Below are 23641 nucleotides of genomic sequence, written 5' to 3'. Positions count from 1 at the left end.
TCTCCTGATTTGGAACCCTTTATTGTTTCGGCTCGAAAATACCGCCCACAGACCTTTAAGGATGTGGTGGGTCAGGAAGCTATTACCAACACCCTGCTCAACGCAATCGATAACAATCATCTGGCTCAAGCCTTGCTTTTTTGCGGACCCAGAGGAGTTGGAAAAACCACTTGTGCACGTATTTTGGCCAAGAAAATCAACCAAGATGGTACGGAGGTAGAGGATGAAGATTTTGCTTTCAACATATTTGAGTTGGATGCCGCTTCCAACAACTCCGTGGATGATATTAGAAGCCTTATAGATCAGGTACGGATACCTCCTCAAGTTGGAAAATATAAAGTGTACATTATTGACGAGGTACACATGCTATCGCAATCCGCTTTCAATGCCTTTTTAAAAACATTGGAGGAGCCACCAAAACATGCCATATTTATTTTGGCTACTACGGAAAAACATAAAATAATCCCGACCATACTTTCGCGATGTCAAATCTTTAATTTTAAGCGAATCACGGTTAAAGATGCCTCGGATTATTTAAAATATATTGCAGAGCAGCAAGGAATAGAAGCTGAGGAAAGTGCACTACATATCATTGCACAAAAAGCAGACGGAGCCATGCGTGATGCCCTTTCTATTTTTGATCGGGTGGTTAGCTTTTCAGGAAAAAAATTAACTCGAAAAGCTGTAACCGAGAACTTAAATGTTCTGGATTACGATACCTATTTTGATGCTACCGACCTCATTTTGGAAAACAAGATTCCCGATTTGTTGGTGCTGTTCAATAAAACTTTGTCACTCGGTTTTGATGGACACCACTTTATAACCGGCCTGGCTTCCCACTTCAGGGATTTGATGGTATGCCAGCATCCAGAGACCATTGCCTTGTTGGAAGTTGGTGAAGAAGTAAAAAAACATTACGAAACCCAAACAAAAAAGACTTCCCGGGCATTTCTGCTAAAAGCTTTGGAAATGGCCAACGATTGCGACCTAAAGTACAAAACAAGTAAAAACCAGCGTCTACTTGTTGAGCTTACCTTAATGAAATTGGCTTCCATCTCCTTTGATGGAGAAAAAAAAAAGTCTGACTCCATAATTCCGGCTTCTTTCTTTACATCGAAAAAGGAAAGTGATAAAGTTGTGGAAATCTCGCAAGTAGTTGCCGAACCTACGGCTGAATATACACAAGAGTTGTCCGAACCCGAACCTCAAAGTTCCCAAGAAGCCCCTCCTACTGAACCTAAGGTTGAAATAGAGGTAAAACAGCCCCCAATTCAAAAGATTCAACTCAAAACTTCGGAAAATAGGGTTTCGGGATTGTCCCTTTCCAGCATAAAGGCAAAAAAAGCCCATGAAAATGTTAAGGCTACTCCTATAAATCAAGAGGAACTGCCAAAAGATGCCTTTATCGAGGCCGATATGCTCTTGCATTGGAACGACTTGGTTCACCAGCTGGAAAAAAAGGGACGCAAAATATTGGCCAGTAATTTTCAAACCGACGTGCCCAAACTTAAAAATGAAAATACCATTTGGATTGAACTTCCAAACACCACCATGAAAAAGGAAGTGGAGCGGGAACAAAGCCTGATGATGGATTACCTCAAACAAAAACTGAATAATTATTCCATTTCGTTGCACATTACGGTGAATGAAGAGGTTGCCAAAAAGTTTGCCTTTACTCCCGAGGAAAAATATCAGAAGCTCAAAGAAAAAAATCCGGCTATAGATCTATTGAGAAAAGAATTCGACCTGGATTTTTGACATGATCAGTGGTCAAAACTACCCTATTCAATACCCTTCAACCTTTAACCTTTAACCTCCAGCTTTTAACTTTCATACGATTCCCCATATCTTTGCCCTTAAACTAAAAAATATGCTTGGCCTAAAATTACCGACCGACCCCAGATGGGTAAATATTGTTGAAAAAAATATCGAGGAAATTTTGACCGACCATGCCTATTGTGAGCAAAAAGCTGCAAGCACGGCAATTTCGTTGATCATCGGTTTTCCCGAAAAATCAGAATTAGTCAAGGAAATGACAGCTTTGGCTAGGGAAGAAATGGGTCATTTTAATATGGTTCATGATAAAATTGTGAAACGTGGCTGGGTGTTGGGCCGCGAGCGCAAGGATGAATATGTAATTGAATTGATGAAATTCTTTCCCAAAGGGGGGAGTAGGGAAACCCATTTGATTCATCGGCTTTTATACGCAGCACTGATTGAAGCACGTAGTTGCGAACGTTTTAGATTACTGTCAGAAGAACTGGAAGATGAAGAATTATCTGAATTTTATCGCAGTTTGATGGTCAGTGAAGCGAACCATTATACCATGTTTTTAAAATTTGCCAGAAAGTATGGCGATCGAGAGGAAGTGGATAAAAAATGGGAGCAATTACTGGAATATGAAGCCGAGTTAATGCGGAATCTTGGCACAAAAGAAACCATGCACGGGTAGTTTTATTCGTAATAAAGGGTCTTTATCATACCATCGGACAATCCAATTTTGGGCACATGGATTTTTTTTGCACCACTCCATTTTGCTGCTGACAAAAATATTTTTGTGGCGGGAATAATAACATCGGCCCGGTCTTGATTTAATCCCAATTCCGAAATTCTATCATCATAATCCATACTGTTCAGAAAATGATATTGGGCGTTCAACCAAATATAGGATAGCGGTTGATCTACCTTTCTGCCCGACATTTTATGGAGCTTGTTGATATTTCCGCCAGAACCTATTATTTCAACTTTATCGTTTTCAGGGATATGTTCCTTTATCCAATCCTGTAATGTTTGCCAAACCGTATCATTCACTAGTCCATTTAAGATTCGTACCGTACCAATTTTAAAGGATTTTGACACTAATACATTTCCATCTTTAAAGATGGTAAACTCGGTGCTTCCACCTCCAACATCAACATACAGGTACAACCTATCTTTTTTAATCAACTCTTTTAAATCCGTGGAAGCAATAATGGATGCTTCTCTTTTACCGTCGATTATCTCAATCTTAACTCCTGATTCCTCAAACACTTTATTGACCACCTCCGCTCCATTTTTAGCTTCCCTCAAAGCCGAAGTGGCACAGGCCATATATTTTTCCACCCCGTAAACCTGCATCAACAGATTAAAGGACTTCATGGTCTTTATCAATCGTTGAAGGTTATTTTCTGAAATTTCACCTTTGGTGAATGCATCTTCCCCCAAACGGACAGGAACACGAATAATTTCGCTTTTTTTAAATGTAGTGGGCTTTTCCGCTTGTTCAATAACATTGTTCACCAACAAACGTATTGCGTTGGAGCCAATGTCAATAGCAGCAAATTTTCGGATTACCAATGTTATGAACTTAGGATTCCAGTTTCTTTTGATAATAATCGTAAAGGGCAAATTGGGACCTTAGTTCCGGTTCTTCCGCACCTTTTATTTTATAGGCGTTGTCCTGCTTGTCTGAGAAAACTCGTGCCTTAAAATTATCTCTCCACGAGATGTCAAACGTATCCAATAACTCTTGTTTGATGTCATTGTCATAAATTGGACAGCCCACTTCAACCCTAAAATCAAGATTGCGGGTCATCCAATCGGCTGAGGAAATATACACTTTTGGATCTCCGTCATTTCCAAAAATGAACAATCTGGGATGCTCCAAGAATTTGTCAACAACGCTAATTGCCTCAATATTTTCACTCATTCCCTCTACACCGGGAATAAGACAGCATACTCCCCTAATAATCAACTCAATTTTGACCCCTGCCCTACTCGCTTCATACAATTTGTCCACCATCTTATAGGAGGTAAGGCTGTTCATCTTAATTTTGATGTAGGCCTCCTTTCCCAATCGGGCGTTTTGAATCTCATCATCAATGAGTTTCATAAATGTTAGCTTCGTATAATGGGGTGAAACTATAAGATGTTTGTATTTGTTGATCTTATAATTAGTCTCGAAGAACTCAAATACCCGATTCATATCCTTTAATATTCCTTCGTGGGCGGTGAACAGGGTATAATCTGTATATATTTTTGCGGTTGATTCATTAAAATTACCGGTACTGATAAAACCGTATCTTTTTACTCCTTCGGCTTCCTCCCTTTCTACCAAGCAAATTTTGCTATGAACCTTAAGTCCAGGGACACCAAAAATCAACTTTATGCCCTCTGCTTGTAACTGGTTCGCATACTTGATATTGGCCTGCTCATCAAATCGGGCCTGCAATTCAATTTGAACGGTTACCTGCTTCCCGTTTTTGGCAGCATTGATGAGCGAAGCTGCCACTTGGCTATCATTAGCCAGGCGATAGACCGTGATTTTGATACTTCGCACTTTTGGGTCAAGAGCGGCCTCTCTTAGAAACTTGGTCACATAACTAAAGGTATGGTAGGGCGCATAGATCATGTAGTCTTTTTGGTTGATCATTTCCAAAAGACTTCCTTTCATGCTAAGACCTTTAACCGGTAAGGCTTCTATTTTTTTGTACATTAAATCATCCCGTCCCAAACTGGGGAAGCCCATGTAATCGCGTCGATTATGGTATCTTCCTCCGGGAATGACACTGTCGGTATCCACAATGTTCATTTTCTCTTTCAGGAATTGAAGGGTGTCTTTATCTATCTGTTTATCGTAAACAAATCGAACCGGGTCACTGATTTTTCGATGCTCAACACTGGATGAAATCTTCTCGATGAAACTCTTTGTCAAATCATTGTCGATATCCAATTCTGCATCTCTGGTAATCTTGATCATATGTGCCGAAATCGACTCAAACTCAAACATGGTGAACACGCTGTCCAAACAAAACCGGATTAAATCATCCAAAATAATGATGTAATTCTTGTCCCCTTCCTTCGGAAGTACAATAAATCGATCAATACCTTTAGGAATTTCTATCAAGGCATACCTGTTTCCATTCGCACCCAAGGTCTCATCATCCTTCATCACCATTTTTACCGCCAAATATGCTGCGGTATCTTTTAACAAGGGAAATTCTGTAAGATCATTGAGGATAATGGTCATCAATTCTTGATTGACCTTTTTGAAAAAATAGTCCAGGATGAATTCGGCTTGACTTTCACTAACCTCGGTTTCATTAATTATGAAAATATTCTCGGCCCTGAGCTCTTCTTCAATACTCTTTAGAATTTCAAGACTCCTTGCCTGTTGTGCAATAACAATTTTGGTGATTTCTTCCAGTAAATCCTTGGCTTTTTCACCACCAAGAACGCTTTTTCCTTTTTTTCCAGCATCAACAATGCGTTTTACCGTTGCATATCTTACCTTAAAAAATTCATCTAGGTTATTACTAAAAATACCGAGAAACCTAAGTCGGTCAATTAAGGGAACTCTTTTATCGGCACTTTCTTGCAGTACCCTGGCATTAAAATGCAACCAACTGATCTCCCTATTTACGTATTCGTTTTTGGTTTTTACCATTTATCCTCTCAAGTGTTTAGGAAATATAACTTGTTCTGTGGTTCCTTTGGAAATTTTTGCCCAATTGTCAGATTCAAATTTGATTTGAACCAATCCGGCGGTAGGAACGTTGTCAATATACTGATCTCCCCAAGCATTTGCAAGGGATGTGAATGCATAATTGTGTCCAAAAATGGAAATGGTGTTGTATTGGTTATCCAAATTTTCAACAAAACGTTGGACGCTGCTACCCGAAAAATCGTAAAGTTGTTGTGTAACTCGAAATTCATCAAAGGAGAAACCAATATTTCTAAGGAAAATTATACTCGTATGCAATGCTCTGTTTGCATGGCTCGAAAAGGCAAAATCAATTTGGACACCATTTTTTTTGAATTCCTGCGCTACCAAATGGGCGTCGTTAATTCCCCTTTCTTTTAATGGTCTGTCCTTATCCGAAACTTCATATTCCCATGAAGATTTTCCATGGCGCATTAGAATTATCCTTTTCATATTTAATAGAAATAAAGATTCTTAAATACTGATATACACTTCGTCTCCGCTTAGTGTCCGCAGTGCACTATTAAAATTAGGGGGCCAAACGTTCAATTTTCCAATCAAAATCCTCTTGAAGGGTGTACCGTATGCGATCGTGCAGGCGGTTGGGACGGCCTTGCCAAAACTCGAACGACACCGGTCTTACCAAATATCCTCCCCAATACTCGGGTCTTGGAATTTCTTTTCCATCGTATTTCTTTTCCAGCGCATCGAGTTTTTCTTGCAGAAATTCTTTTGATGGAATCACTTCACTCTGGTCTGAAACAACTGCGCCTAGCTGGCTTCCCACGGGTCGGGATTCAAAATAACCATCGGAAAGGTTATCCGCAATCTTTTCAGCATTGCCCTTAATAATCACCTGCCGCTCCATATTGGGCCAAAAGAAAGAAAGACACATGGCAGGGTTTTCAGCAATCGCCTTACCCTTTTCACTTTTATAGTTCGTATAAAAAATAAAGCCTTCGTGGGTGTACTTCTTCATCAAAACAACCCTGTTTTTTGGAAATCCGTCCAAACCAATAGTGGAAACGGTCATGGCATTGGGTTCGTCCAGTCCGTCCGTTGCCTCTACCTCATAAAACCATTTTTGGAACTGCTCCATGGGGTTTTCCATAACAGAACCCTCTGAAAGTTCACTTTTTTCATAAGATTTCCGGTAATTGCTCAGGTCTTTTTGCATCACACATTCTTGTTACTTCAAATTTCAGCAAAAGAATGGAGATTAAAAAGGCTGGAAGCTCTAAGTTTTGGTTACTTTCCTCTAAATTTCAAAAGACTTACCATCATCGGCCAATTCCACGGCGTCAAAAACCCGGGATGCTTCTTCCTTAAAAAGGTCAATGGATTTATATCGGGTGGAATAGTGTCCTAAAATAAGCTTGCCAACATTGGCTTTATTTGCGATTTGTGCTGCCTGTGCTGCCGTGGCATGCTTGGTTTTGGATCCCAAATGGGCTTCAGATTCCAAAAACGTAGATTCATGGTATAGTAAATCTACATTTTCAATGAGCGGCAATATGGTTTCGTTATAAGCTGTATCACTACAAAAAGCATAGCTTTTAATTTTGGGGGGATCAAGTGTTAAACGGGTGTTTTTTATTATTGCACCATTTTCTTGAACACCATCCGCTCCATTTTTTATGTTATGGAACTGACTTCGGTCGATTTTAAATTTTGATACGGCATCTACATCCAATTTTCGTGCTTGGGGCTTTTCCATGAATAAAAATCCGTTCGTATATACTCGATGATCTAACGGAATGGTCTGTACACTTACCGTTTCATCCTCAAAAATGAGTTCCGATTTTTTGCTTTCCAGCTCATGAAAGATTAAAGGGTAGTTTGTCCATGAATCTCCCAATTTTAAAAATAACGTAATCGCTTGTTTGATACCTTTTGGTCCGTAAATGTGGAGTTCGCTTTCTCTTCCCAACAATCGAAAAGTGGAAATAAGCCCTGGTAATCCAAAAAAATGATCCCCGTGCAGGTGTGAAATAAAAATGTGCTTTATTCTGGAGAACTTGACCTTATATTTTCGGAGTTGAACCTGTGTGCCTTCTCCGCAATCAATCAAGAAAAGATGATTCCTGATTTCAAGAACCTGGGCGGTAGGGTTGGTAAACGTACGTGGAGTTGCGGAATAGCATCCGAGAATGGTGAGTTTCATCTAATTTGGGTGAAGGGTGAAGGGTTGAAGGATGAAAGAAGGAAGGCTGCGGAATGCCGCAGAAACAAATAAATGCTTCTAAATTTTTTCACTCTTAATTTAAGCTTCAACACCTATCAATTTAAAATTTAAATACCGAGATCGCGTTCTATTTCTTCCATTTCAATAAGATCCTTTGCCTCTTGAATGGTAGGTACAACACTGATTTTGTCCGGAATTTCATCATAAGATACCTTGTTGGTAACGAGAACAAATGATTTATTTGAATTTTTATGGGTGTTTGAAATATCCAAAAACTCCAAAATGTCTCCTGCTGTAAGCTTGTTGAATGAGAAAAGATTCACCACAATATTATCGTGTTTCAACTTTGGGTAAGCCTTTTTCAGATTTTCCATAAATGTGGAAAGGGAGGTTTTTTCCTGGAAAACAATAGTTGTTGTTCCTTCCTTGTTGAAAATCATGCTATTATTTTTTTGCCGCCAATAAATACATTACTGCCATACGAATCGCCACTCCGTTCTCAACTTGTTCCAAGATGATGGACTGGTCCGAATCTGCTACATCACTTGTGATTTCCACACCCCTATTTATTGGTCCTGGGTGCATAATCACAATCTGCTTGTCCAAACTGTTCAATAGTTGCTTATTGACCCCAAATTGTTGGGTATATTCTCTTGTGGAAGGGAAATAGCTAATATCCATGCGCTCATTTTGTACACGGAGCATATTAGCTACATCACACCATTCCAGAGCTTTTCTAAGGTTTGTTTCAACCTTAACTCCCAATGATTCTATATGCTTTGGAATCAAGGTTTTAGGGCCACAAACTTTTACGTTCGCCCCTTGCAGCTTTAATGCAAAGATATTGGATAAAGCAACACGGGAATGCAGAATGTCGCCGACAATGACCACATTTTTGCCTGCTATGTTCCCTAATTTTTCTCTTATGGAATAGGAATCGAGCAGTGCTTGGGTCGGGTGCTCATGGGCTCCGTCTCCGGCATTTATGATTGAGGCATCCACATGCTTTGATAAAAATATACCTGCTCCCGGATTGGGATGTCGCATCACCACCATATCCACTTTCATGGACAGGATGTTATTTACCGTATCAATCAAGGTCTCTCCTTTTTTGACCGAGGATTGAGAGGCAGAAAAGTTGATTACATCTGCAGACAGTCGTTTTTCAGCCAGTTCAAAAGAGAGTTTTGTTCGTGTACTGTTTTCAAAAAAAATGTTGGCAATAGTCGTATCTCGGAGGGTAGGTACTTTTTTAATGGATCTATTGATGACCTCTTTAAAATGATCGGCCGTTTCAAAAATGAGTGCGATATCTTTTTTGTCAAGATATTTTATGCCTAGCAAATGATCTACGCTTAATTCACTCATTTCTTATTATTTGCTTACTAAATACACAATGTCCTTTCCATCATTTTCTTCCCACATGACCTTTACTTTTTCTTGGTTTATGGCGTCTACTTGTCTACCCCGATAATTGGGCTGAATGGGTAAATGTCTGCTGAATCTTCGGTCAATCAAGGTTAACAACTCAATATCTGAAGGCCTTCCAAAGGATTGAATGGCAGTCAATGCTGCTCTTATACTTCTTCCAGTATATAGCACATCATCTATTAAGACAACGTTTTTGTCCTCAACCAAAAAATCAATTTTTGTGGTATTTGCTTTTAATGTCTTTTCTCCTCTTCCAAAATCATCCCTATAAAAAGTGATATCCAAAAAACCGAGTTCAATATCCTTCACTTTATAATCTTCACGAAGGATTTTCGCCAAGCGTTCGGCCAAATAAACCCCTCTAGGTTGAATGCCTACTAATGCCGTGTTACTAAAATCCAAATGGTTTTCAAGAAGTTGACAGGCTAAACGGTGAAGTATGATGTTGATTTCTTTGGAAGTAAGAAGTACTTTTTGACTCATTTGCTGTGCTGCCAACTCAATTGTATGCAAAAGTAAAGAATTTCTTTTGAAACATACCTTGAAGCTGACCTTAGTAGTGCAACAAAAAAATTCAATGGTTTGACACGAATTACACGAATTTGCACAAATGTTTTAATTCTCGCCTTCAATTTGCTTACTTCGGTGTCATTTCTACTACGCTCAATGACCTCATTTTTTTAAGAACGAGACATAAAAAAGCCTCGTTGTTTCCAACGAGGCCTTTATTATTTAAAGAAAGTCTGATTATTTTTTGGAATCAGCTTCCATTTTGTCTTTCAATGCTTGCAACTGCGCATTGGCATCACCTAAAGTAGGTGCAGCTTCGTCAGAAGATGCAGATCGCTTTTTGGCAGATCTTACATTTCTTTCTTCCTGCTCTCTAAAGATTGCAGTGTGACTCGCCACAACTCGTTTGAAGTCTTTGTTGAACTCAATAATCTTGAAATCAACTTCTTCTCCTTTAACAAGTTTTTTACCATCTTCTTTTTCCATATGACGTGAAGGAACAAATCCTACGATGTCATCATTGAAGTTTACAGTAGCTCCTTTGTCAACAACTTCTGCGATTGAGGCTTTATGCACAGTTCCTTCGGCAAACTCTTTAGAGTACTTGTCCCAAGGGTTTTCTGTGGTTTGCTTGTGACCAAGGCTTAATTTGCGTCCTTCGACATCCAATTCCAATACTTCAACCTCCAAAGTGTCACCTACAGTAACAAATTCAGATGGGTGCTTAATTTTCTTGGTCCAAGAAAGGTCGGAGATGTAAATCAATCCGTCAATTCCTTCTTCCATTTCAACAAACACACCGAAGTTGGTAAAGTTTCTAACAATTCCCTTGTGACGAGAACCAACTGGGTATTTAGAAGTAATATCAGTCCATGGGTCTGGAGTCAATTGCTTGATACCCAATGACATTTTACGGTCTTCTCTATCCAAGGTCAACACAACAGCTTCAACCTCGTCACCAACTTTTACGAAATCTTGTGCAGATCTCAAGTGGGTTGACCAAGACATTTCAGAAACGTGGATCAAACCTTCAACACCTTCGGCAACTTCGATAAAGGCACCGTAATCAGCAATAACTACTACTTTACCTTTTACTTTATCACCAATTTTGATCTCATCACCCAAGGCATCCCATGGATGTTTCTCCAATTGCTTAAGACCTAACTGGATTCTTGATTTGTTGTCATCAAAGTCAAGGATTACAACATTCAATTTCTGATCCAATTCAACAACCTCGTTCGGGTGGTTGATTCGGCTCCAAGAAAGGTCAGTGATGTGGATCAATCCGTCAACACCTCCAAGGTCGATAAATACACCGTAAGAAGTAACGTTTTTCACGATACCTTCAAGTACTTGACCCTTTTCAAGCTGACCGATGATTTCCTTCTTCTGCTCTTCAATATCGGCTTCGATAAGCGCTTTATGGGAAACAACTACGTTTTTGAATTCGTGGTTGATCTTCACCACTTTGAATTCCATTGTCTTACCAACATACTGATCGTAATCACGGATAGGCTTCACATCGATTTGAGAACCTGGCAAGAACGCCTCGATTCCAAATACATCTACGATCATACCACCTTTGGTTCTGCATTTTACAAAACCGGTTACGATTTCTTCTTTGTCATGGGCAGCGTTAACTCTGTCCCAAGCCATGATGGTTCTTGCTTTTCTGTGTGACAATACCAGCTGACCAGTTTTGTCTTCACGGATATCAATAAGGACCTCAACTTTGTCTCCTACTTTAAGATCAGGATTGTAACGGAACTCATTTAATGAGATAACTCCTTCGGACTTGGCATTGATGTCGATGATTGCTTCGCGATCGGTCATGTGGACAACTTTTCCTTCAACAACCTCTTCGTCGGCAGTATCCACAAAGTTTTCCTCAACAAGTTTTTCAAACTCGTTTAACTTGCTGTCATCAACTTTTTCAATTCCCTCCTCATACTTGTCCCAATCGAAACTTTCCAAAAATTCCTTAGGATCTTGTTGGGTCTGAACTTCTTCTTTTACTTCTACAGTTGCTGTAGTTTCTTCTACCTCAACTTTTGCTTTTTCTTCAGCCATCTGCTGATTCTAATTTGTATTCCACAAGTCTACAGGAGTTAAACAATCGCTGTGGAAGTTGTTATCGTTTTTTATGTCATCCTTTTTTCTCCTGCTGCTTTGCTAAAAAGGAGTGCAAAAATACAATTAATTCCTTGTTTTACAAACCCTTATTCCCCTCTTGTCCACTTACATCGATAATTAATGAAATTTTAATCCAAAATGTGACTTTTATGCATATCTTGTTTCTTACTATTAACCATTAAATTAATACAGCATATTATGAGTGTAAAAGCAAAATACCAAGCAGTTTTGGACCTTGGTCAGCAATTGGCCATTAAAAATGGCGATGTTTCTGAAGACGCCGGCGTTTTAAAGATAAAAGGAGAGGCAAATACTCCATATGAAAAGAATGCCATTTGGGATAAAATCAAGGAGATTGGTGGAGAAAGCCCAAGCGATATTAAAGCAAATATTTCAGTTTCTGATGACTCTGTTTATCACAGACATACCGTGCAAAGCGGGGAATCTTTAAGCAAAATTGCCAAGCATTACTATGGTGACGCTATGAAATACAATAAGATTTTTGAGGCCAATACCAATATCCTTAAAAATCCGGATTTGATTCACCCAGACCAGGTTTTGGTGATTCCAAACCTTTAGTCTTCTCGATAAGAATAAAAAAAAGCCACTTTAAAGTGGCTTTTTTTTATTGTGCTTCTATAATTCTTTTGGTATAGTCAAAAATACGCTCAAACTGCTCCTCGAGTCCCATATCGCTATTGTCAAATTCGATAGCATCTTCGGCCTTGCGTAACGGGGAAGTTTTCCGGGTGGAATCGATAAAATCCCGTTTTTGCACATTTTCCAATACTTCTTCAAAGGAAACATCTTCACCCCTATCTAACAACTCCTTGTACCTGCGGGTGGCACGTGCATTGGGAGAGGCCGTCATAAATATCTTTAATTCAGCATTGGGGAAAACCACGGTTCCTATATCCCTTCCATCCATCACAATGCCTTTTTCAGTACCCATTTGTTTTTGCATTTCCACCAATTTGTGTCTAACCTCGGGAATGGTGGCTACTTTGCTCACGTGACCGGAAACCTCCATATTTCGGATTTCACCTTCCACATTTTTTCCATTCAAATGCATTTCTGAAACCCCCAAATCGGTATTGGGAACAAATTTTAGATTTATATTGGGCAAATCGTTGACCAATGCCTCAATATTGTCCTCACTTCCCACAAACTTGTTTTGAAGGGCATAAAGCGTAACCGCCCTGTACATTGCGCCAGTATCCACATAAATGTAGTTGAGTGCTTTGGCCAATTGCTTTGCAATCGTACTCTTCCCAGTTGAAGAATAGCCATCTATGGCTATGGTAATTTTTCCCATAGTTCAAAAATACGGAAGCAGGGATAATCTACGATATAAGAACACCCCAAAAGTTTCCTCAAGGGGATAATTTCTCTATCGCTGCTATAATTTTTTGGCGTTCTTAACTTTGGTTTTGGTAACCGCAATGTCGATGACCTCGCTCATATCGGTCACATAATGGAAGGTGAGTCCTTTCAAATAATCTTCTTTTATTTCTTCAATATCCTTACGGTTATCCTCACAAAGAATAATTTCTTTAATACGTGCTCTTTTGGCAGCTAAAATCTTCTCTTTGATTCCGCCCACAGGTAATACCTTACCCCTTAGGGTAATTTCACCCGTCATGGCCAAACTTTTCTTTACCTTTCTTTGTGTGAACAGGGATACCAATGAAGTCAACATGGTTATACCCGCACTTGGTCCGTCTTTGGGTGTGGCACCTTCGGGAACATGAATGTGCACATTATATTTTTCAAACACTCCTGAATCTATACCGAAGGTATCCGCATTGGATTTGATGTATTCCATGGCAATGGTGGCCGACTCCTTCATCACTTTCCCAAGGTTTCCGGTAATGTTCAACGCTCCTTTTCCTTTGGAAAGTATTGATTCAATAAAAAGGATGTCCCCGCCAACACTTGTCCATGCCAAGCCCGTAACTACTCCAGCCACATCATTGTTCTCGTATTTATCGCGTTCCAAACGGGCCGGACCGAGAATCTTTTCGACATCTTCATTGGTGATTTTAATGTTGTATTCTTCTTCAATGGCAATAGATTTGGCTGCGTAGCGCACCATTTTCGCCAATTGCTTTTCCAGACTTCGCACACCGGATTCGCGGGTGTATCCTTCCACAATTTTTTCCAATTGGGGTTTTCCAATCTTTAAATCTTTGGTGGAAAGTCCGTGCTCTTTTAGTTGTTTGGGAAGCAAATGCTTTTTAGCAATTTCCACCTTTTCTTCGATCGTATATCCTGTCACATTGATAATCTCCATACGATCACGCAAAGCAGGCTGAATTGTACCCAAATTATTGGCTGTAGCAATAAACATCACTTTGGAAAGGTCATAGCCCATCTCCAAAAAGTTATCGTAGAATTCGCTGTTTTGTTCAGGATCAAGGACCTCTAACATTGCCGAAGAGGGGTCCCCTTGATGGCTGCTTGATAACTTATCGATTTCGTCTAAAATAAACACGGGATTCGAAGTACCTGCCTTTTTGATGCTTTGAACAATTCGTCCTGGCATGGCGCCAATATAGGTTTTACGGTGACCACGTATCTCTGCTTCATCACGAAGTCCTCCAAGGGACATGCGCACATATTCCCTTCCCAATGCCTCGGCGACAGATTTACCCAAGGAAGTTTTACCTACTCCGGGAGGTCCATAAAGACATAGAATGGGCGATTTCATATCGTTTCGGAGTTTCAATACCGCCAAATATTCAATAATCCTTCTTTTTACATCTTCAAGTCCATAATGGTCACGGTCCAAAATCTTCTCAGCGCGTTTTAAATCAAATTTGTCCTTGGAAAATTCATCCCATGGTAAATCCAAGAACAAATCCAGATAATTTCGTTGGATGGAATATTCGGCCACCTGTGGATTCATGCGCTGCATTTTCGAAAGTTCTTTTTCAAAATGCTCTTTTACTTTTTTGCTCCACTTTTTCTTTTGAGCCTTGATCCGCATTTCATCAACTTCCTCTTCATATGAAACCCCGCCAAGTTCTTCTTGTATGGTTTTCATTTGTTGATGTAGAAAATATTCCCGCTGTTGTTGGTCCATGTCGCTTCGCACCTTGGACTGAATGTCATTTTTTAATTCCAGCTTTTGAAGTTCCTGGTTCATATACTTCAAAGTGGTCAATGCTCGCTTTTGAAGATTGGGAATTTCCAGTAATTTTTGTTTCTCGGCAACGCTTAAATTGAGGTTGGAAGACACAAAATTGATTAGGAACGAATTACTCTGAATATTTTTGATGGCGAAAGTTGCCTCGCTTGGAATGTTAGGATTGTCCTTGATGATTTTAAAGGCCAATTCTTTGATGGAATCGATGATGGCAGCGAACTCTTCGCTGGTTTCATCTGGACGCTCCTCCGCAGCTTCACGCACCGTTGCCGTGAAATACGGCTTTTCAGTTACCATTTCGGCAATCTCGAAACGTTTTTTCCCTTGGATAATTACCGTAGTGTTACCATCTGGCATTTGTAGCACCCGAAGAATTCTTGCCACAGTACCCAAAGTGTTTATATCTTCGATTCCAGGATTTTCGGTCTCTTCATCTTTTTGGGATACTACTCCAATGGTTTTTGTGCCATTATTGGCATCCTTTATAAGGTTTATGGATTTATCCCTTCCCGCAGTAATTGGAATAACCACACCTGGAAACAGCACTGTATTTCGTAATGGCAACACCGGAAGCGTCTCAGGAAGAACTTCTCTGTTCATTTCCTCCTCATCTTCTGGAGTAAGCAATGGTATTAATTCCGCATCCTCATCCAAACCCTGCAGAGACATATTGTCAAAAGTTGAAATTTTTATTTCTCCCATATCATCATTTTCGGTCATTTTGTCATTAATGACCTCTGTTTTTCTTTTCTTCATTTGTCCAATTCCATCGTAACTGCTTAAAAGTAAGCAATACGATGGTGTTTGGTCCTTTTTTCAATTGTATAAAGACAATTCTTGTGCCAAGGTGATTATTAGTTAATGGTTAATGGTTTTTAGTGAAAAGCCACTTTTTACCCAATCTATTAGTCACCTTTCTCCTTAACCTTTCACCTTTGCCTTTTGAACATCCTTCAATCAAAATCCAACATTTATTACAAACAATTTCGGTCAAAAGTGTAACAATTGATAAATTCAACAATCTATAAGACAAACCATTCATTTTTTGAGCCGCCAAAATGAACATACTGATGCACTGCTTCAATCGTGCCTAAAAGGGAACCAAAGTGCGCAATTGGAAGTTTACAATCGATATTACAAGGCGATGTACAACACTGCTTTTCGAATTGTAAAGGACTCGGCAGAAGCTGAAGATGTGATGCAGGAATCATTTTTGAACGCGTTCACGAAACTGCACACATTTAAAGGGGATGTCACTTTCGGGGCGTGGTTAAAGCGAATTGTGATCAACAACAGTATTTATCATTACCGAAAACAGCAAAAAACAAAAGCTGTGGATTTGGATGAAGTAATGTACAAGGTCGAAGATAATGATGAAGTTGCTTTAAATCACAATGGTTATACTGAACTGAAGGCTCAAGAAGTGATGGAAACCATGAAAAGTTTAAAAGACAATTACAGAGTTTCTTTGACCTTACATTTAATCGAAGGTTACGACTATGAGGAGATCAGTGGCATTATGAATATTAGTTATGCCAATTGTAGAACAACGATTTCAAGGGCTAAAGAAAGCTTGAGAAAAAAATTGACCCAAAATGCAGTATTATGAGCAAGGATGATTTGGAACAACTGTTTGAGCGACTTCAAGGAGAATTTGACATCGAAGAACCCAAAGGCGGACATCAAAATCGGTTTTTGGAGAAATTGAACCAATCCAACGGGGTTGTTACTTTAAAAAAGGAAAAAACAAGCTGGTGGAAACCACTATCCATTGCAGCATCCATAGTTCTGTTATGTGTGTTGGGTCTTAAGGTTTTTAACACGCAACCCTCATTGAAGGAACAGGTGGTGGAAATTTCTCCAGAGGTATCAAAGACCGAATTTTACTTTGCAAACCTCATTGAAGAACAGGTACAACAATTGAAAGATGGTAGATCGCCTGAAACGGCCAAATTGGTAGATGACACCTTATTTCAATTGAAAAAACTGGAGGACAATTACAACACTTTGGAGCAAGAGCTTGTAAATGGAGGAAATAGTAAGATCATACTCAATGCCATGATCACCAACTTCCAAACTAGAATAGATTTATTAAAAGAAGTATTGACCAATATTGAAAACATTAAGAATTTAAAATCATACAATGATGAAAACTTTACTATATAAATATGCCCTTTTGGCATTTCTTCTTCTTCCGCTGGCGGTAGTTGCCAACACCGGAAAATTAAAAGGAAAGTACACCAAGGAAAAAACCATTAAAAAAGAGTTTGATGTTAATTCCGATGCTTTGTTCAAAGTAAAAAACAGCTATGGAAATCTAAATCTGACTTCTTGGAACGAAGACAGGGTGGTTATCGAAATTCATATCAAAACAAACGGTAACAATGAAGAAAGAGTACAAAAAAGGCTGAATGAAATAGATGTAGATTTTGAGACCAGCAGCAGTCTTGTTTCGGCTAGAACCCGATTTGGAGATAAAGGCAATAACTGGGGCTGGAACTGGGGAAAACGTAACAATGTGAACGTTCAAGTCAATTATACGATAAAATTACCTGTTAAAAATAGTATTCATTTGAGCAATGATTATGGGAACATTTATGTTGATCGTATCGATGGCCATGCCAAAATCAACTGTGATTACGGGAAAATTGATATCGGTGAGCTTCGTGGTAGAAACAACGAGCTCAAATTCGATTACACCTCAAGATCAACTTTTGAGTACATCAACAGTGCGGAAATCATAGCGGACTACTCTGGATTTACCATTGAGAAAGCAGGAGATCTAGTTGTAAAAGCGGATTACACCAACGCGGTAATCAATGAAATGGTCAACTTGGAATACTCCAGCGATTATGGTTCTATAGAAGCAAAAGAAGTTAACAGTGTAAATGGAAATGGAGACTATATCGGGGTCAAACTTGGAACCGTTCATGGCGATGTCAATATTAACTCCGACTATGGATCAATAAAAATTACTGAGTTGGCCGCCGATGCTGGCGATGTGAACATCAAAACGGATTATACAGGCATCAAAATAGGGTACAACTCTGGATATCACTTCGATTTTGACATTTCCACCGAATATGCCGGTGTAAGTGGCATGGGTAATTTCGAAATTCAAGTAAGCAAGGAAAAATCAAGTGAGAAATACTATAACGGCTATTACGGCAGTGATAATTCAGGTAACGTTATCCAAATTACCAGTGATTATGGAGGGGTAACTTTTAATCAAAACTAAAATCAAAAAACAACTTTAAAACACAGATCATGAAAAAATTAATCACATTAGGTCTAGCACTAAGTATGGTAACAATTACAAGTGCGCAATGGGGAAAAAGAGTAAAAGGAAATGGTGATGTGGTCACCATAGATCGCTCTGTGGGCGATTATGATGAAGTCGCCCTGGCGGGCTGGTTCGATGTAGAACTTGTTAGTGGCCAAGAAGGTGAATTGACTTTAAAAGGAGAATCCAACTTGTTGGAGTACATCAAAACAGAGGTGAAAAATGGAAAATTGGTCATTAAGGTTGAAAAAGGGGTGAATTTAAGACCTTCCAACTGGAATGGCGGCATTCATATCACAGTTCCTGTCGAGCGTATAAACGCTGTAACACTTTCCGGTTCGGGGGATATTGTTGGCAAAACCACATTAAAATCGGATGAGTTCAGTGCCCGCATGTCCGGTTCAGGGGATATCACCCTTTCAGTACAGGCGGAAAGTGTTAGTGCTGCGCTTTCTGGTTCAGGCGATATCAGACTGAACGGAAAAGCAAACGATTTTAGCGTTCAGGTATCCGGTTCAGGTGATGTAAGCGCTTATGAACTGGAAGCTGAAAATGTATCTGCCCAGGTTTCCGGATCGGCAGATGTGCGGGTAACTGCAAATCAATCCATTAATGCGCAGGTTTCAGGCTCAGGAGATATTCATTATCGTGGAAATCCAGAAAAAATTAAAAGCAAGGCTTCTGGTTCAGGAGATATATCCAAGGGATAAATCTTCTTTTGAGCCGGTTCAGGAGTTTATTTCCAATCAAAACTTAAAAGCCCCGACCTTAAGGTCGGGGCTTTTTTGTGTTTCAATTCCTTACTTTGTTCACCCTAAGCAATAGCAGAACGCCTACAAGAAAAAATAAGCCCAAAAAGATAGTACTGTCCCGCATACTTCCGGTAAGCTGGGCAACCGCTCCATATAAAAAAGTACCAATAACAATTCCTATTTTCTCAGCAACATCATAAAAGCTGAAAAAAGATGTGGTATCAGTGGTCTCGGGTAAAAATTTGGAATAGGTAGAACGGGAAAGTGCTTGGATTCCACCCATAACGATACCTACCAACCCTGCAGCAATGTAGAAATCCATTGGAGTTTGCAAGAAATAGGCATAAACGCATAAAAGAATCCAAAAAATATTGATAACGACCAAGGTTCGGATGTTGCCAAATGTTTTTGAAGCGAAAGCCGTTACGGTCGCTCCTAAAATGGCCACAATCTGAATAACCAAAATACTTATAATAAGTCCTGTTGTTCTCTCGCTATCGGAACCCCAATTGATTTCTTCTTCTCCGAAGTAGGTGGCTATCAACATAATGGTCTGAACGGCCATACTATACACAAAGAATGCTCCCAGATACCTTTTTAGTCTGGTTTCGGTTCCTAATTGTTTCCAAACACTTTTAAGTTCCCGAAATCCATTCAATACAATATTGGTACGTGCTCCTTCCCTTTTATTTCCTTTGGGCAGATGCGCAAACGTGTACTGGCTAAACAATATCCACCAGATTCCCACTGAAATAAATGAATACTTCATGGCTTTTATCTCTGCAACTTCTCCCCCACTATCCGTGATTCCAAAAACGGCTGGTTGCATAACCATGGCCAAATTGAACACCAAAAGAATTACGCTTCCAACATAACCCAAGGAAAAACCCTTGGCACTAATGCCATCTTGCTGTTCGGGAAATGCTATATCTGGTAGGTAAGAGTTATTTATTGCGAAGCTTACCCAAAATCCGACCAAACCAAAGAAATAGCAAATCAGCCCAAAATAAATGTTCTCCAAGGAGAACCAATACAGCCCAATACATGATAAGGCGCCCAAATAACAGAAAAACTTTAGGAAAACCTTTTTGTTTCCCAAATAATCAGCTATCCCAGAAACCAAAGGAGTTACAATTGCAATAAAGACAAACGCGAGTGAGGTTACATAGCTTATTAGAGGAGCTCGTGCAATCTCTCCTCCAAATATGGTAACCTTTTCAATCTCAGCAACCCTAAATAGTGCACCATAAAAAATGGGGAAAATTGCGGATGAGATCACCAAACTATAGACAGAGTTTGCCCAATCGTAAAACGCCCAAGCATTCAACAGTTTTTTACTTCCTTTTAATGCGAGTGCTCGTGCCATATGTTATCAAATAAAAAACCACTGCCCACATCCTTTGTTAGAAGAATGTTGGTAGTGGTCTAAAGGGTTATTTTGGTCAAATTGGTTACTTAAATGATGTTACTCCGAACTTTGCAGCTTCTTGTTTGGCTGCAGGCGCCCATGCAGCAAGGTTATTTATTCTGGTATCATTTGAGGGGTGCGTACTCATGAACTCCGGCGGAGCCTGTCCTCCTGATTTGGCTTTCATTCTTCTCCACAATTCTGCCGCTTCATCTGGATTGTACCCCGCAATAGCCATAATTTGAAGTCCTATTCTATCGGCTTCTGTTTCATGGCTTCTGCTAAATGGTAACATTACTCCTAACGTTGATCCCAAACCGTAGGCTTGGTTAAACGTATTTCGTTTTTGAGGGTCCTTAATGGCTACATTCCCAGCTACAGCCCCAATTTGTTGTAACATTCCGGCGCTCATCCGCTGTGCGCCATGATCTGCCAATGCATGTGCAACTTCGTGGCCCATAACCACTGCAACACCTGTTTCAGTCTGTGTAATGGGTAAAATACCCGTGTAAAATACAATCTTACCTCCAGGCATACACCAAGCATTCACTGTTTCATCGTTTACCAAATTGTATTCCCATTTGTAATCCTTTAAATATCCAGGATAGCCATTTGCATCCAACCACCTTTCGGCAGCAGAGGAAATACGCTGGCCCACCCTTGTTATCATTTGGGCATCTGAAGTGCCTTCAATAACCTTGTTTTCAGTTAAAAACTGGTCATACTGTGCAAAAGCCATTGGAAATATCTGGCTATTCGGGTAAAAATTAAGTGTACTTTTACCCGTAAACGGATTCGTCTTACATGCTGCCACGGCCAAAAAGACCACAGCTGTGATAATCAACTTCTTCATAATTATTAATAGTGTTTAGTCTAGGGAAAATACAAAAAATTATTTTCCAACGATATGAAGTTCGGTAAAATCCTTGCCCACTTCTATACTATTGTTCCCGTTTAACTTAATGTCTTTGAGGTTGACCTTTTCATTGTCCACTTCCACAGTACCTATAGTAAAAGGCAATCCATGGAAGGTTAGTTTGAATTTGTTGTAGGGAGTGATAAAGTTTCCGTCCTTAAATTGTTGTATGATCAATTCATTTTCCTTTCCGCGGAGCCTGAACCTTCTAAGGCTATATCTACCTTTTTTATAATCGTATCCATCTTGTTGGTCCTCATACACTTCGGATTTTTCAATCCCTTCGGTGTAATATACATCCAACTGGAGTTCGGTTATTTCTTTCTCCCCAACATATTGTTGTACTGGATATTTAGGGATGATAGCCCCTGATCTGATAAACATTGGAATCAAATGGATTCCAGCAGAAACCCATTTTTCCATTCCTCCTTCAACTACTTCCTCAGTCCAATAATTATACCATTTTCCTTTAGGAAAATACATTCGGCGCCCTTGTGCATTGGGTTCTTGTACCGGACAAACTAGAATCTGTTCCCCGAAAAGAAATTCGTCCGTTCTAAAATGGGTTTGGGTATCCTCTTGATCATAAAAAACCAAAGATTGAAGCATGGGCAAGCCTTCTTTGATATACTTGTAGAACATGGTATACAGATATGGCAGCAATTGATACCTCAACTCAACAAATTTTCTGAAAATATCGGTAATCTCATCCCCAAACGACCATGGTTCTTGGTCCCCATGATCTCCGCTGGAGTGAACCCTGCAAAATGGATGGAATATGGCCAGTTGAATCCAACGGGCAAATAGTTCACCATTGGGTTGCTCGGCAAAACCACCAATATCGGAACCCACAAAGGAATAACCACTCATACACATACGTTGCATTTGTACATTGGCAATCCACAAATGCTCCCACGTGGCCACATTGTCTCCTGTCCAGGTGGCACAATAGCGTTGCGTTCCGGCATAAGCCGCTCTGGTAAGCACAAAAGGTCTTTTTGGAAACATAAACTTTTTAACCCCATTATATGTGGCGCGAACCATCTGCATTCCGTAGACGTTATGTGCCTTTCTATGGCTACATGGATGCCCATCGTAATCATGTCTTACGTCCAAATTTGCTGTTTTGGTGGGGACTTCCATGATTGCCGGTTCGTTCATATCATTCCAAACACCATGAACTCCAAGATCAGCTATCATTTCCTTATACAGCTCTCCCCACCATTCCCTGACTTTTGGGTCTGTGAAATCAGGAAATTTACAATCTCCTGGCCATACCTTTCCTTTAAAATGAGGGCCATCCGCCCTACGGCAGAAATATCCATTTTCCATAGCTTCTTGATATACCCAATAGTCCCGATCTATTTTGATTCCGGGATCTATCATAGTAATGGTCTTAAAACCATCTTCCTCCAGTTCATCAATCATTTTCTTTGGATCCGGAAAATGTTTCTTGTTCCAAGTGAAGCATCTAAAGCCATCCATATAGTCAATATCCAAATAAATGGCATCACAGGGTATTTTCCTTTTTCGGAAACCAGAGGCAATGTCCTTCACCTTTTTTTCGGGATAATAGCTCCATTTGGACTGATGGAATCCCAAAGCCCATAATGGTGGTAGTTCAGGAACTCCCGTTAAATCAGTATATGCTTCCACTACCTTGCTCATTTTAGGGCCATAGAAGAAATAATAGTTCATTTCCCCTCCATCGGCCCAAAAACTGGTCACATTTCTTTTCTCATTGGCAAAATCGAAATAGGTACTGAACGAATTGTCAAAGAAAATGCCGTAGGCCAAATTTTCTTTAAGACCTACGTAAAATGGAATGGATTTGTACAAAGGCTCTTGATCCTTCCCATATGCGTAAGAATCGGTTGCCCAATTGTTAACCCGCTTGCCCTTAAGATTGGTATGCGAGGCCTTATCCCCCATGCCATAATAGCTTTCACCGGTATGGCAAACCTTGCTCATTTTAACAATGTTACCTCCATAATCATAGTTTTCTTCCCAGTGGAAACCAAGTTCATCTTCCAATAAAGCCACTCCCTCAATATTATGGATTTGGATCTTTAGGTTGGATTTATCGATATGAATCTTGATCTTGGAGGTAGAAACAGTGTATTGGGAAACTTCTTCTTCCACTGAAATCTCATTGTAACCCAGACTAACATCCTCGCTGATTGCATAGGAAAAATCAGGTTCAAAAGCATATTCTGTGGCATATCGAAAACGGATGGTGCTATTTCTTAAAATGGTTATTTGAAGAACAACACCATTTTGCGTTGTAAAATAAAGTTTATCGCTTTCTTGTTTAAAATCTGTTATATGGTTGGGATGCTGATTGCCTCTTTTCTCAATTTCGGTATTGGTAATCATATATGGCTAATTAAGACTGACAAAAGAAAGACTTTAGG

21 protein-coding genes are annotated in these 23641 nt (G+C 39.7%); 7 read left to right on the top strand and 14 right to left on the bottom strand.

The window, feature by feature from the left end; genetic code table 11:
• Window positions 1-9: 9 nt before the first annotated feature.
• Together ACULLG_RS09875 and miaE are read left to right on the top strand one after the other, a co-directional pair.
• Window positions 10-1758 carry a DNA polymerase III subunit gamma/tau gene (locus ACULLG_RS09875; protein ID WP_452126628.1) on the top strand — a complete coding sequence of 583 codons (1749 nt, stop codon included), beginning with the start codon at window positions 10-12 and terminating at the stop codon, window positions 1756-1758.
• Window positions 1759-1870: 112 nt separating this feature from the next.
• Complete coding sequence (miaE, locus tag ACULLG_RS09870; RefSeq protein ID WP_452126627.1) at window positions 1871-2452, top strand: tRNA isopentenyl-2-thiomethyl-A-37 hydroxylase MiaE; 582 nt, start codon at window positions 1871-1873, stop codon at window positions 2450-2452.
• Between the two features lie 2 nt (window positions 2453-2454).
• Here the strand turns inward: miaE and ACULLG_RS09865 are convergent, their stop codons facing one another.
• The 9 genes from ACULLG_RS09865 to rpsA all read right to left on the bottom strand — a co-directional run bounded on the left by ACULLG_RS09865 (window position 2455) and on the right by rpsA (window position 11657).
• Complete coding sequence (locus ACULLG_RS09865; protein WP_452126626.1) at window positions 2455-3336, bottom strand: Ppx/GppA phosphatase family protein; 882 nt, start codon at window positions 3334-3336, stop codon at window positions 2455-2457.
• A 10-nt stretch (window positions 3337-3346) separates the two neighbouring features.
• Complete coding sequence (gene ppk1, locus ACULLG_RS09860) at window positions 3347-5425, bottom strand: polyphosphate kinase 1 (protein ID WP_452126625.1); 2079 nt, start codon at window positions 5423-5425, stop codon at window positions 3347-3349.
• Window positions 5426-5914, bottom strand: coding sequence for a SixA phosphatase family protein (locus ACULLG_RS09855; protein WP_452126624.1), 489 nt, complete (start codon window positions 5912-5914; stop codon window positions 5426-5428).
• 76 nt (window positions 5915-5990) lie between these two features.
• Entirely contained in the window at window positions 5991-6638 is a 648-nt protein-coding gene (gene pdxH, locus ACULLG_RS09850) for a pyridoxamine 5'-phosphate oxidase (RefSeq protein WP_452126623.1), read from the bottom strand.
• Between the two features lie 81 nt (window positions 6639-6719).
• Window positions 6720-7625: a ribonuclease Z gene (locus tag ACULLG_RS09845; protein ID WP_452126622.1), complete on the bottom strand. Its 906-nt coding sequence runs from the start codon at window positions 7623-7625 to the stop codon at window positions 6720-6722.
• Window positions 7626-7753: 128 nt separating this feature from the next.
• Window positions 7754-8086: a ribonuclease Z gene (locus ACULLG_RS09840; RefSeq protein ID WP_452126621.1), complete on the bottom strand. Its 333-nt coding sequence runs from the start codon at window positions 8084-8086 to the stop codon at window positions 7754-7756.
• Between the two features lie 4 nt (window positions 8087-8090).
• Complete coding sequence (locus ACULLG_RS09835) at window positions 8091-9014, bottom strand: aspartate carbamoyltransferase catalytic subunit (RefSeq protein ID WP_452126620.1); 924 nt, start codon at window positions 9012-9014, stop codon at window positions 8091-8093.
• 6 nt (window positions 9015-9020) lie between these two features.
• Window positions 9021-9560, bottom strand: a complete 540-nt coding sequence (gene pyrR, locus ACULLG_RS09830; protein ID WP_452127963.1) for a bifunctional pyr operon transcriptional regulator/uracil phosphoribosyltransferase PyrR — start codon at window positions 9558-9560, stop codon at window positions 9021-9023.
• A 264-nt stretch (window positions 9561-9824) separates the two neighbouring features.
• On the bottom strand, window positions 9825-11657 hold the full coding sequence (gene rpsA / locus ACULLG_RS09825; RefSeq protein ID WP_452126619.1) for a 30S ribosomal protein S1: 1833 nt from the start codon (window positions 11655-11657) through the stop codon (window positions 9825-9827).
• Window positions 11658-11918: 261 nt separating this feature from the next.
• Between rpsA and ACULLG_RS09820 the strand changes: the two genes are divergently transcribed.
• Window positions 11919-12299 carry a LysM peptidoglycan-binding domain-containing protein gene (locus ACULLG_RS09820; RefSeq protein WP_452126618.1) on the top strand — a complete coding sequence of 127 codons (381 nt, stop codon included), beginning with the start codon at window positions 11919-11921 and terminating at the stop codon, window positions 12297-12299.
• A gap of 46 nt (window positions 12300-12345) precedes the next feature.
• Here the strand turns inward: ACULLG_RS09820 and cmk are convergent, their stop codons facing one another.
• Complete coding sequence (cmk, locus tag ACULLG_RS09815; RefSeq protein WP_452126617.1) at window positions 12346-13035, bottom strand: (d)CMP kinase; 690 nt, start codon at window positions 13033-13035, stop codon at window positions 12346-12348.
• 84 nt (window positions 13036-13119) lie between these two features.
• Entirely contained in the window at window positions 13120-15570 is a 2451-nt protein-coding gene (gene lon, locus ACULLG_RS09810) for an endopeptidase La (RefSeq protein ID WP_452127962.1), read from the bottom strand.
• Window positions 15571-15913: 343 nt separating this feature from the next.
• Here lon and ACULLG_RS09805 point away from each other — a divergent pair, with 343 nt between their 5' ends.
• From ACULLG_RS09805 to ACULLG_RS09790, 4 genes are read left to right on the top strand one after another with little or no spacing between them, the layout of a single operon-like run.
• Window positions 15914-16477: an RNA polymerase sigma factor gene (locus tag ACULLG_RS09805; RefSeq protein WP_452126616.1), complete on the top strand. Its 564-nt coding sequence runs from the start codon at window positions 15914-15916 to the stop codon at window positions 16475-16477.
• Complete coding sequence (locus tag ACULLG_RS09800) at window positions 16474-17034, top strand: hypothetical protein (protein ID WP_452126615.1); 561 nt, start codon at window positions 16474-16476, stop codon at window positions 17032-17034. The genes ACULLG_RS09805 and ACULLG_RS09800 overlap by 4 nt, the downstream gene beginning before the upstream one ends.
• The gene (locus ACULLG_RS09795; protein WP_452127961.1) at window positions 17015-18106 is read left to right on the top strand and encodes a hypothetical protein; all 1092 of its coding nucleotides are present in this window, start codon (window positions 17015-17017) and stop codon (window positions 18104-18106) included. Before ACULLG_RS09800 ends, ACULLG_RS09795 begins: the two co-directional genes overlap by 20 nt.
• Window positions 18107-18135: 29 nt before the next feature.
• Window positions 18136-18861: a head GIN domain-containing protein gene (locus ACULLG_RS09790; protein ID WP_452126614.1), complete on the top strand. Its 726-nt coding sequence runs from the start codon at window positions 18136-18138 to the stop codon at window positions 18859-18861.
• A gap of 82 nt (window positions 18862-18943) precedes the next feature.
• Here ACULLG_RS09790 and ACULLG_RS09785 read toward each other — a convergent pair whose 3' ends face one another.
• The 3 genes from ACULLG_RS09785 to ACULLG_RS09775 form a co-directional block, all read right to left on the bottom strand.
• Window positions 18944-20269: an MFS transporter gene (locus ACULLG_RS09785; RefSeq protein WP_452126613.1), complete on the bottom strand. Its 1326-nt coding sequence runs from the start codon at window positions 20267-20269 to the stop codon at window positions 18944-18946.
• An 85-nt stretch (window positions 20270-20354) separates the two neighbouring features.
• Entirely contained in the window at window positions 20355-21164 is an 810-nt protein-coding gene (locus ACULLG_RS09780; RefSeq protein WP_452126612.1) for a M48 family metallopeptidase, read from the bottom strand.
• A gap of 39 nt (window positions 21165-21203) precedes the next feature.
• Complete coding sequence (locus ACULLG_RS09775) at window positions 21204-23603, bottom strand: glycoside hydrolase family 31 protein (RefSeq protein WP_452126611.1); 2400 nt, start codon at window positions 23601-23603, stop codon at window positions 21204-21206.
• Window positions 23604-23641 lie beyond the last annotated feature (38 nt).

This window comes from Flagellimonas sp. 2504JD1-5 (genome assembly GCF_053618295.1).
The sequence above is the reverse complement of the archived record's forward strand: the minus strand, read 5'-3'. Positions and strand labels throughout refer to the sequence as shown.